Below are 10,411 nucleotides of genomic sequence, written 5' to 3' on the forward strand. Positions count from 1 at the left end.
GTCACGGATGCATCGCTCATTGAATCCGCAGACGTGCGCGCAGATCGTCGAGCAGCAGGAAAAGAAACGGCCACAATGCAGCGCCGACAAACGGCGAAACCCACCAACTGGCCGGCGGCAACGAAGCGCCTGCCAGCAGGCGCACGACCAGCAGCAGCACGCGATCGTTCAACAGCAGCGCAAGTACCGCCAGCGCCTGCTGCCACATCGGAAAAAAGCGCAGGCGCGAGCGGAAACGCAAGGCGATGAAGACCAGTGCACACAGACGCAATGCCTGCTCACCCAGCACCACACCATTGAGCAAGTCGGCGGCCACACCCACCATGAAGGCCAACCCGAGGGTCACGCGGTCTTCCGACTCCAGTGACCAGTACAACAGGATCAACGCCGGCCAGTACGGTTTGAACGGCTCCAGCACGCCGGGAAACGGCACCAGCATGGACACCAGCCCAAACAGCACGGTGCCGGCAAACCACCATTGACTCAGGCGCTGCCGGCTCATCGCCTGACTCCAGCGGCAGACGGTGGCGCCGCCACGCTGGCCGCAGGGGCCAACGAGTCGGGCGGGCCCATCGGGGTGATGGGTGCGGGCGGGCCATCCGGCTCGGCTTGATCATGCAACAGCAGCACGTCTTCGCTGCGGTCGATGTCCGCCGCCGGTTTCGCCCTTGCCACCAGGAACATCCCGGTGGCGGCCGGTGCCACCGCGTCAACCTCGCCCACCGGAAATCCGGGCGGGAAGCGCCCGCCGAGACCCGAGGTGAGCAACTTGTCGCCGGTACGCACATCCGCTGCCAGCGGGATGGTAGGCAACTCCAGTTCATCACCGTCGCGTGAGCCATAGGCCACCGTGCGCAAGCCGGTTCGCTCGATCACCACGGGAATCGCATGCGCCGGATCGGTGATCAGCATGACTACGGCGGTGGTCGGCAACACTTCCTTGACCTGACCCATCACGCCGTGAGCGTCGATCACTGGCTGACCTTGCCTGACACCGTCGCGGGCGCCCAGGTTCAAGGTGAGTTGATAGCGGTACGCACCAAGGTCCACGCCGATGACCCGCGCCAACTGCACGTTCAGATCAAGGCTGTGCTGGGTGTCGAGCAACTCTTTCAGGCGATGGTTCTGCTCCGCCACGGCCGCCATTCGGTTCAACTTGGCATTGGCCAGCAACAGGTCTTCGCGCAGACGCTGGTTCTGTTCGGTAAGCAGTTGGCGATCGGCAAAAGCGACGCTCATCGTGCGGATACCCACGGCAGGCAACCCGGCAAGGCGATACACCGGCTCGACCACGGCCGAAGCCGCATAACGCAAGCGCCACAGCCAGCCGTTACGCTGGTCGAGCACCATCAGCACCATGGCCAGCGCAAGGTAGACGATCAGCCGCAGCGTGCCCGCGGCGTTGCCGGCGAACAGCGGCGAGGACTCATCGCGCGTACGCGCCATGGCCGCGCCTTACTCGGGAGCGAAGAAGTCGCTGCCGTGCTGATCAATCAGCTCCAGCGCCTTGCCGCCGCCACGGGCCACACAGGTCAGCGGATCGTCCGCCACCTGCACGTGCAGGCCGGTTTCCTCGGAGATCAGCCGATCCAGATCGCGCAGCAAGGCGCCACCGCCGGTCAGCACGATGCCGCGCTCGGCCACGTCGGAACACAGTTCCGGCGGAGTCTGCTCCAGCGCCGACTTCACCGCCGCCACGATACCGGCGAGCGGCTCGTGCAAGGCCTCGAGAATCTCGTTGGAGTTGATGGTAAACATCCGCGGCACGCCCTCGGCGAGATTGCGGCCGGAGATCTCGATTTCCTTCACGTCGGTCTGCGGAAACGCGCAGCCGATCTGCAGCTTGATTCGCTCGGCGGTGGATTCACCGATCAGCGTACCGTGGTTGCGTCGCACGTAATTGATGATCGCTTCATCGAACCGATCGCCGCCCACGCGCACCGACTGCGAATAGACAATGCCGTTGAGCGAGATCACGGCCACTTCGGAAGTACCGCCACCGATATCCAGCACCATCGCACCACGCGCCTCGTGCACCGGAATACCGGCGCCGATCGCCGCAGCCATCGGTTCTTCAATCAGGAACACGTCGCGGGCACCGGCACCTTCGGCCGATTCCTTGATCGCACGGCGCTCGACCTGGGTCGAGCCGCACGGCACACAGACCAGCACGCGCGGGCTCGGGCGCAGGAAGCGCGATTTGTGCACCTGCTTGATGAAGTGCTGCAGCATCGCTTCGGTCATGGTGAAGTCGGCGATCACGCCATCCTTCATCGGCCGCACCGTGGCGATGTTGCCGGGCGTGCGACCAAGCATGCGCTTGGCATCACTGCCGACCGCCGCGATCGTGCGCGGGCCACCCGGGCCGCGATCCTGACGGATCGCCACCACCGACGGCTCGTTCAGGACGATGCCCTGGCCACGCACGTAGATCAGCGTGTTGGCCGTGCCGAGGTCGATGGAGATGTCGTTGGAGAAGATCCCGCGAAACTTCTTGAACATGGGTCCGCCGTGGTCCGGCCTGGCTAAAAAGTAAGCTCGCCAGTCTAGTCAGCGCATGCCACATGCGCAAGGACAATAACGTTAAGAAATCCTTCTACAACACGACCCTAAGCACATTTTCTGCATTGCCAGCTGAGCTTTTCGGCGGGGTCGAAAGTCGCCAATCGCGATGGATGGCGGTAAGATTCAATCCTTTGACCGGGCCCGTCCGGTTCGGCAAGTGCCGATCTGCGGCGATACGGTTTCCATTCTCTGCCCGGGGGTTCCTGCACATCATGTCTGCCGTCATCTGCGGATCGCTGGCCTACGACACCATCATGGTGTTCCAGGACCAGTTCAAGAATCACATCCTGCCCGATCAGATGCACATTCTGAATGTGTCGTTCCTGGTGCCGCGCATGCGTCGGGAATTCGGTGGTTGCGCGGGAAATATCGCCTACAACCTCAAACTGCTCGGCGGCGATCCGCTGCCCGTAGCCGCCGTGGGCCAGGATTTCGCACCTTACCGCGCACACATGGAGCAGTGCGGCATTTGTCTGGACAGTGTGCGCGTGTTCGACGACCAGTTCACCCCGCAGTGCTTCATTACCACGGACCTGGACAACAACCAGATCACCGCGTTTCATCCTGGCGCCATGTCCAGCGCGCAGGAAAACCACGTGCGTGACATTCCGCAGATTGATTTCGCGATTGTCGCGCCGGATGGTCGCGAGGCAATGCTGCAACACGTGGATGAGTTTGCCGAACGCGGCGTACCGTTCATCTTCGATCCGGGCCAGGCGATGCCGCTGTTCAGCGGCGACGAATTCCGCTCGATGATCTCGAAGTCCACCTACGTGATCGTCAATGATTACGAATCACAGTTGCTGCAGACGCGCACGGGCTGGAGCGCGGCGGAGATTGCGGAAAAGGTCACCGCGTATATCGTGACCCAGGGCCCACGCGGCTCGCTGATCCATGTGGACGGTCAGATCCACCAGATTCCGCCGGCACGCGAACGCCAGATCGTCGACCCCACCGGCTGCGGCGACGCTTATCGCGCAGGCCTGATCTTCGGCATCATGCATGGCAAGGATTGGCCCACCGTGGGCCGCATGGCCTCGCTGATGGGCGCGCTCAAGGTCGAGCACCCTGGCACGCAGAACCAGCGTTTCAGCTATGCCGATTTTGCTGCAGAGTTCCTGGAGCAGTTCGGTTACGCGCTGAACTGAGTGGTTGCCTCAGTCGGTGGGAAAGGCCATGGTGGCCTGCACCGCCGCCTGCCAACCGCGGTACAGGCGCTCTCGTCGGTCAGCTTTCATGGTCGGTTCGAAGCGCCTGTCCAACTGCCACATGTTGGCGATCTGCTCGCGGTTTTCCCATACGCCAACCGCAAGACCGGCCAGATAGGCCGCGCCCAGCGCCGTTGTTTCAGCGGTCTGCGTACGCAGCAGCGGCACGGCAAGCATGTCGCATTGAAACTGCGCCAGAAAGTCATTGGCGATCGCGCCGCCATCGGCGCGTAACTCCTTGAGGGCGATTCCGGCATCGGCTTCCATCGCGGCGAGCACGTCGCGGGTCTGGTAGGCCATCGACTCCAGCGCAGCGCGCACCAGATGTTCCTTGCGGGTACCACGCGACAGCCCGAACATGGCGCCACGCACATCGCTGCGCCAGTAAGGCGCGCCCAAACCGGAGAACGCCGGTACCAGATACACGCCATCCGTGGACGCCACGCTTTCCGCACAGGCTTGCGATTCATTGGCGTGGCCGAGCATCTGCAGTCCATCACGCAACCATTGCACCACTGACCCGGCGACGAAAATGCTGCCTTCAAGCGCGTATTCGGTCCTGCCGTCGAGTTGCCAGGCAATGGTGCTCAGCAGGCCATGTTGCGAAGACACGGCGGTCGCGCCGGTGTTCATCAGCATGAAACAACCGGTGCCATAGGTATTCTTGGCCATGCCCGGTTCGAAGCAGGCCTGGCCAAACAGCGCCGCCTGCTGATCGCCAGCCATGCCGCAGATCGGAACGTTCCGGCCAAAGAAGTATTTGGGTTCGATGTGTCCATACACCTCGCTGCAACCACGAACCTGCGGCAACATGGAGGCAGGGATACCGAATAGCGCGAGCAGGTCATCGTCCCAGCAGTGCCGGTGAATGTCATACAACAGCGTGCGCGACGCGTTGGTGACATCGGTAACGTGGACCTTGCCGCCGGTGAGATTCCACACCAGCCAGCTGTCGATGGTGCCGAACAGCAGTTCGCCTCGTATGGCTCGCTCACGCACGCCGTCGACATGATCGAATAGCCACTTCAACTTGGTCGCCGAAAAGTAGGCATCGAGCAACAGCCCGGTGCGCTCGCGGATCAAGCGATCGACTGCATCCGTGCGCATTTCTCGGCAGATTTCAGCCGAATGGCGGGATTGCCAGACCAGCGCGTTGTACACCGGCTCGCCGGTATTGCGGTCCCACACTACGGTGGTTTCGCGCTGATTGGTGATGCCGATACCGGCCACGGTCGACGCGTCGATACCAGCCTTGTGCATCGCCTCAGTCAGGGTTACCTGAACACTGGTGAGAATATCGTGCGGGCGATGTTCGACCCAGCCGGAGCGCGGAAATATCTGCTCGAATTCTCGCTGCGCCGAGGCCATCACCCGGCCTTGGGCATCAAAAATCATTGCGCGCGAACTGGTGGTGCCCTGATCGATGGCGATGATGAAACGGGGCTTTTCGCTCATGTCGGCCGGCTCACGGTATTGGTTGCTGCCGCACCGATCATTCCGGGAACGAACGCGGCCAGGTATGCATCCAGCTCGACCCGTTCGACATCAGTCAAGCGCAAACCCAGTTTGGTACGACGCCACAGGATATCTTCGCTGGCGCGAGCCCATTCGTGACGGATGAGATAGTCCACTTCCGATTGATAAAGCCCGGCGCCGAAGTGCCGCCCGAGATCCGGCAGCTCACTTGCATCGCCCAGCAAAGTCGCAACGCAGGTACCGTAGTGCCGCAACCAACGATGTGCCAATCCCACTGGCAACCACGGCCAGCGTCGCGACCATGCCACCAGCAAGCGCTCGGCATCAGCGAAGTCACCACCCGGCAGCGGATCGCCGTGTGCGGTCCACGCGGGTTGCTCGTGTTCCAACGCGTCGCACAGTAAGTCCACAGCCTCTTCGCCGAGGCGCCGATACGTCGTGATCTTGCCGCCAAACACGTTCAACAAGGGGGCGCCTTGCCTGGTATCCAGCTCAATCCGATAGTCGCGGCTTGCTGACGACGCGTCACCGCCCTCGTCGAGCAACGGCCGCACGCCGCTAAAGCTCCAGACCACCTCATGCGGCTGCACTGACCTGCGGAAGTACCGATTGACTGCATCGCACAGATAGCGTGTTTCTGCCTCTTCGATGCATACCCGGCCAGGGTCACCACGAAATTCCATGTCGGTCGTGCCGATCAAGGTGTAGTCGTTCTCGTAAGGGATCGCAAACACGATGCGGCGATCGGGCTGCTGGAAGATGTAAGCGTATTCGTGGTCAAACAGACGCGGCAGCACGATGTGGCTGCCCTTGACCATCCGTACCTCCGGATGCTGTTGGCGACCCAGCTCATCTCCCAGAAATTGACCAGCCCACGGCCCGCAGGCGTTCACCAGCGCCTTGGCCCGCAATAACTCCGAACGGCCATCGGCACCGCGCAGCTGCACGTGCCAGATACTCTCCTGGACATGCGCAGCCTCACAGCGAGTGTGCACGCGAACATCAGCTCCGCGCTTCACGCCATCCATCGCGTTGAGCACAACCAGTCGCGCATCCTGAACCCATCCATCGGAATACACGAAGCCCTGTGAGAACGGTTCTCGCAAAGGCACTCCACTAACGTGGTCATGCAGATCCACTGCGTGCGAATCAGCCAACGTACGGTTGCCTGCACCAAGACTGTCGTAGAGCAGCAAGCCCAAGCGGATCATCCAGGCCGGCCGCAGATGCGACTCGTGTGGCAATACGAACAACAGCGGCCAGGCGATGTGCGGCGCAAGACGCAGAATCACTTCGCGCTCGGCCAGCGCTTTGGCCACCAGCCGAAACTCGTATTGCTCCAGATAACGCAAGCCACCGTGAATAAGTTTGGTGCTGGCACTGGAGGTATGCGAGGCGAGGTCATCCTGTTCGCAGAGCGTTACAGACAAGCCCCGCCCAGCCGCATCTCGCGCGATACCGGCGCCGTTGATGCCGCCACCCACCACCAGGATGTCCGTGTCGTAGTGCAAGCCAGGTCCCCGCGCATGTCCTGCGAAAGTTCACGTACGCAAGCTACCACGGCATCGACAGACGACGGCAGCCAGCAGACCGGCCGTCAATAGCAAAAAGGACTGAGCCGGCCCATTTGCATTCAGAACGGTCTGCTCATGAAGACCACCGCCTCCCGGGTGGGGAAGGCCGTGGAACAAGGCCGCTGGCGGTGACCTTGCAGTGTGCGATCTACGATCGCAACCGCAACCGCGGTGCTTGGAACGTTACAAAGACGAAGGCCTCCCCGATTGGGGAGGCCTTCTTGGATAAAGCCCCTGGCGGTGACCTGTTGCAGTGTGCGATCTGCGATCGCAACCGCCACAGCGCCAAAGAAAAACCCCCACCGTTTCCGGTGAGGGTGTTTCAGGATAAAGCCCCTGGCGGTGACCTGTTGCAGTGTGCGATCTACGATCGCAACCGCCACAGCGCCAAAGAAAAACCCCCACCGTTTCCGGTGAGGGTGTTTCAGGATAAAGCCCCTGGCGGTGACCTACTCTTGCATGGAAAAACCACACTACCATCGGCGCATGCGCGTTTCACTTCTGAGTTCGGGATGGGATCAGGTGGTACCACGCCGCTATGGCCGCCAGGGAAGGGGTGGGAGCAGCGCGTTAGCGCCGGCTCCACATCTTCTTGAAAGGCCCGGTCGATGCAGCTGACCCGGCATTTCCGTGAGTGGAAACTCACGTTGGATAAATCGTAAACGAGTGACAAGCGTCGAGGTGAATTCGAATCGAACTAAGACTGTGTTAAGACCGAACGAAGCGTCTTGGGGTTATATGGTCAAGCCTCACGGCTCATTAGTATCAGTTAGCTCAATGCATTACTGCACTTCCACACCTGACCTATCAACCACCTAGTCTTGATGGTGCCTTAAGGAGAGTCAAGCTCTCGGGAGATCTCATCTTGGGGCGTGCTTCCCGCTTAGATGCTTTCAGCGGTTATCACTTCCGTTCGTAGCTACCGGGCAATGCCATGGGCATGACAACCCGAACACCAGCGGAACGTCCACTCCGGTCCTCTCGTACTAGGAGCAGCCCCCCTCAAATCTCCAACGCCCACGACAGATAGGGACCGAACTGTCTCACGACGTTCTGAACCCAGCTCGCGTACCACTTTAAATGGCGAACAGCCATACCCTTGGGACCGGCTACAGCCCCAGGATGTGATGAGCCGACATCGAGGTGCCAAACACCGCCGTCGATATGAACTCTTGGGCGGTATCAGCCTGTTATCCCCGGAGTACCTTTTATCCGTTGAGCGATGGCCCTTCCATACAGAACCACCGGATCACTATGACCTACTTTCGTACCTGCTTGATCCGTCGATCTCGCAGTCAAGCACGCTTATGCCATTGCACACAGTGCGCGATGTCCGACCGCGCTGAGCGTACCTTCGTGCTCCTCCGTTACTCTTTGGGAGGAGACCGCCCCAGTCAAACTACCCACCATACACGGTCCCTGACCCGGATTACGGGCCTAGGTTAGAACGTCAAGCACTTCAGGGTGGTATTTCAAGGATGGCTCCACGCAAACTAGCGTCTGCGCTTCAAAGCCTCCCACCTATCCTACACAGAAGAACTCAACGTTCAGTGTAAAGCTATAGTAAAGGTTCACGGGGTCTTTCCGTCTTGCCGCGGGAACGCTGCATCTTCACAGCGAATTCAATTTCACTGAGTCTCGGGTGGAGACAGCGCCGCTGTCGTTACGCCATTCGTGCAGGTCGGAACTTACCCGACAAGGAATTTCGCTACCTTAGGACCGTTATAGTTACGGCCGCCGTTTACTGGGGCTTCGATCAAGAGCTTCGCCTTGCGGCTGACCCCATCAATTAACCTTCCAGCACCGGGCAGGCGTCACACCCTATACGTCCACTTTCGTGTTTGCAGAGTGCTGTGTTTTTGATAAACAGTCGCAGCGGCCAGGTTATTGCAGCCCATCAACGCTCAGTCACGCACGTGACCACGCTAATGGGCGCACCTTCTCCCGAAGTTACGGTGCCATTTTGCCTAGTTCCTTCACCCGAGTTCTCTCAAGCGCCTTGGGATTCTCACCCTGCCTACCAGTGTCGGTTTGCGGTACGGTTTTTCTATAGCTGAAGCTTAGTGGCTTTTCCTGAAGCGTGGTGTCAGTCACTTCGCCCAAAAGGGCTCGTCTCGGTGCTCGGCATAAAGTATCCCGGATTTGCCTAAGATACATGCCTACCTCCTTTCCCCGGGACAACCAACGCCCGGTAGACCTAACCTTCTCCGTCCCCACATCGCACTATAGAAAAGTGCAGGAATATTAACCTGCTTCCCATCGACTACGCATTTCTGCCTCGCCTTAGGGGCCGACTCACCCTGCGCCGATGAACGTTGCGCGAGGAAACCTTGGGCTTTCGGCGTGGGGGCTTTTCACCCCCATTATCGTTACTCATGTCAGCATTCGCACTTCCGATACCTCCAGCATGCTTTACAACACACCTTCACAGGCTTACGGAACGCTCCTCTACCGCGTACACATAAATGTGCACACCCCGAGCTTCGGTGCATAGCTTAGCCCCGTTAAATCTTCCGCGCAGACCGACTCGACCAGTGAGCTATTACGCTTTCTTTAAAGGATGGCTGCTTCTAAGCCAACCTCCTGGCTGTCTATGCCTTTCCACATCGTTTTCCACTTAGCTATGACTTTGGGACCTTAGCTGCGGGTCTGGGTTGTTTCCCTTTTCACGACGGACGTTAGCACCCGCCGTGTGTCTCCCGGATAGTCTGTCCTGGTATTCGGAGTTTGCCATGGTTTGGTAAGTCGCGATGACCCCCTAGCCATAACAGTGCTCTACCCCCAGGAAGATTCGTCCGAGGCGCTACCTAAATAGCTTTCGAGGAGAACCAGCTATCTCCGAGTTTGTTTAGCCTTTCACTCCTATCCTCAGCTCATCCCCATCTATTGCAACAGATGTGGGTTCGGTCCTCCAGTGCGTGTTACCGCACCTTCAACCTGGCCAAGGATAGATCACTCGGTTTCGGGTCTACTGCCTGAGACTATGCGCCCTATTCAGACTCGATTTCTCTTCGCCTCCCCTATACGGTTAAGCTTGCCACAGACAGTAAGTCGCTGACCCATTATACAAAAGGTACGCAGTCACCCTTGCGGGCTTCCACTGCTTGTACGTATACGGTTTCAGGGTCTATTTCACTCCCCTCTCCGGGGTTCTTTTCGCCTTTCCCTCACGGTACTAGTTCGCTATCGGTCAGTCAGTAGTATTTAGCCTTGGAGGATGGTCCCCCCATGTTCAGACAAGGTTTCACGTGCCCCGCCTTACTCAATTTCACACAAAATGCCTTTTCGTCGACTGGGCTATCACCATCTATGGCCGGGCTTTCCATCCCGTTTGACTAAAACATAATGTGCTTTTGGGCTAGTCCCCGTTCGCTCGTCGCTACTCAGGGAATCTCGGTTGATTTCTTTTCCTCCGGGTACTTAGATATTTCAGTTCCCCGGGTTCGCCCTGCATGGCTATGTATTCACCATGCAGTACTCCTTGCGGAGTGGGTTTCCCCATTCGGACATTGCCGGATCAAAGCTTGTTGCCAGCTCCCCGACACTTTTCGCAGGCTGCCACGTCCTTCATCGCCTCTGACTGCCAAG

The 10,411-nt window shown here is 59.4% G+C and carries 6 protein-coding genes and 2 rRNA genes (1 of these 8 running past the window's edge); 1 reads left to right on the top strand and 7 read right to left on the bottom strand.

The annotated features are described in order from the left end of the window. Window positions 1-16: 16 nt before the first annotated feature. The 3 genes from mreD to PY254_RS00150 are packed head-to-tail and all read right to left on the bottom strand — an operon-like array spanning window position 17 to window position 2,502. On the bottom strand, window positions 17-502 hold the full coding sequence (mreD, locus tag PY254_RS00140) for a rod shape-determining protein MreD (RefSeq protein ID WP_281013463.1): 486 nt from the start codon (window positions 500-502) through the stop codon (window positions 17-19). Further along, window positions 499-1,446, bottom strand: coding sequence for a rod shape-determining protein MreC (mreC, locus tag PY254_RS00145; protein WP_281013464.1), 948 nt, complete (start codon window positions 1,444-1,446; stop codon window positions 499-501). Before mreC ends, mreD begins: the two co-directional genes overlap by 4 nt. A gap of 9 nt (window positions 1,447-1,455) precedes the next feature. Then, window positions 1,456-2,502, bottom strand: a complete 1,047-nt coding sequence (locus PY254_RS00150; RefSeq protein WP_281013465.1) for a rod shape-determining protein — start codon at window positions 2,500-2,502, stop codon at window positions 1,456-1,458. A gap of 275 nt (window positions 2,503-2,777) precedes the next feature. Here PY254_RS00150 and PY254_RS00155 point away from each other — a divergent pair, with 275 nt between their 5' ends. Continuing rightward, complete coding sequence (locus PY254_RS00155; protein ID WP_281013466.1) at window positions 2,778-3,713, top strand: carbohydrate kinase family protein; 936 nt, start codon at window positions 2,778-2,780, stop codon at window positions 3,711-3,713. A gap of 9 nt (window positions 3,714-3,722) precedes the next feature. Here the strand turns inward: PY254_RS00155 and glpK are convergent, their stop codons facing one another. From glpK to PY254_RS00175, 4 genes are all read right to left on the bottom strand, one after another. Continuing rightward, window positions 3,723-5,228 carry a glycerol kinase GlpK gene (gene glpK / locus PY254_RS00160; protein WP_281013467.1) on the bottom strand — a complete coding sequence of 502 codons (1,506 nt, stop codon included), beginning with the start codon at window positions 5,226-5,228 and terminating at the stop codon, window positions 3,723-3,725. Next, the gene (gene glpD, locus PY254_RS00165; protein WP_281013468.1) at window positions 5,225-6,760 is read right to left on the bottom strand and encodes a glycerol-3-phosphate dehydrogenase; all 1,536 of its coding nucleotides are present in this window, start codon (window positions 6,758-6,760) and stop codon (window positions 5,225-5,227) included. The genes glpK and glpD overlap by 4 nt, the downstream gene beginning before the upstream one ends. Before the next feature lie 499 nt (window positions 6,761-7,259). After that, window positions 7,260-7,373 (bottom strand): 5S ribosomal RNA (gene rrf, locus PY254_RS00170). A 188-nt stretch (window positions 7,374-7,561) separates the two neighbouring features. Next, window positions 7,562-10,411 (bottom strand): 23S ribosomal RNA (locus PY254_RS00175); it runs 31 nt beyond the window's last position.

Origin of the sequence: Rhodanobacter sp. AS-Z3 (assembly GCF_029224025.1) — a bacterium.
GTDB lineage: Bacteria > Pseudomonadota > Gammaproteobacteria > Xanthomonadales > Rhodanobacteraceae > Rhodanobacter.

What these genes read in the sequence shown, in the direction of transcription:
- glpK (WP_281013467.1), bottom strand. Translation starts at nt 5,228, where the DNA reads ATGAGCGAAAAGCCCCGTTTCATCATCGCCATCGATCAGGGCACCACC.
- PY254_RS00150 (WP_281013465.1), bottom strand. Translation starts at nt 2,502, where the DNA reads ATGTTCAAGAAGTTTCGCGGGATCTTCTCCAACGACATCTCCATCGAC.
- mreC (WP_281013464.1), bottom strand. Translation starts at nt 1,446, where the DNA reads ATGGCGCGTACGCGCGATGAGTCCTCGCCGCTGTTCGCCGGCAACGCC.
- PY254_RS00155 (WP_281013466.1), top strand. Translation starts at nt 2,778, where the DNA reads ATGTCTGCCGTCATCTGCGGATCGCTGGCCTACGACACCATCATGGTG.
- mreD (WP_281013463.1), bottom strand. Translation starts at nt 502, where the DNA reads ATGAGCCGGCAGCGCCTGAGTCAATGGTGGTTTGCCGGCACCGTGCTG.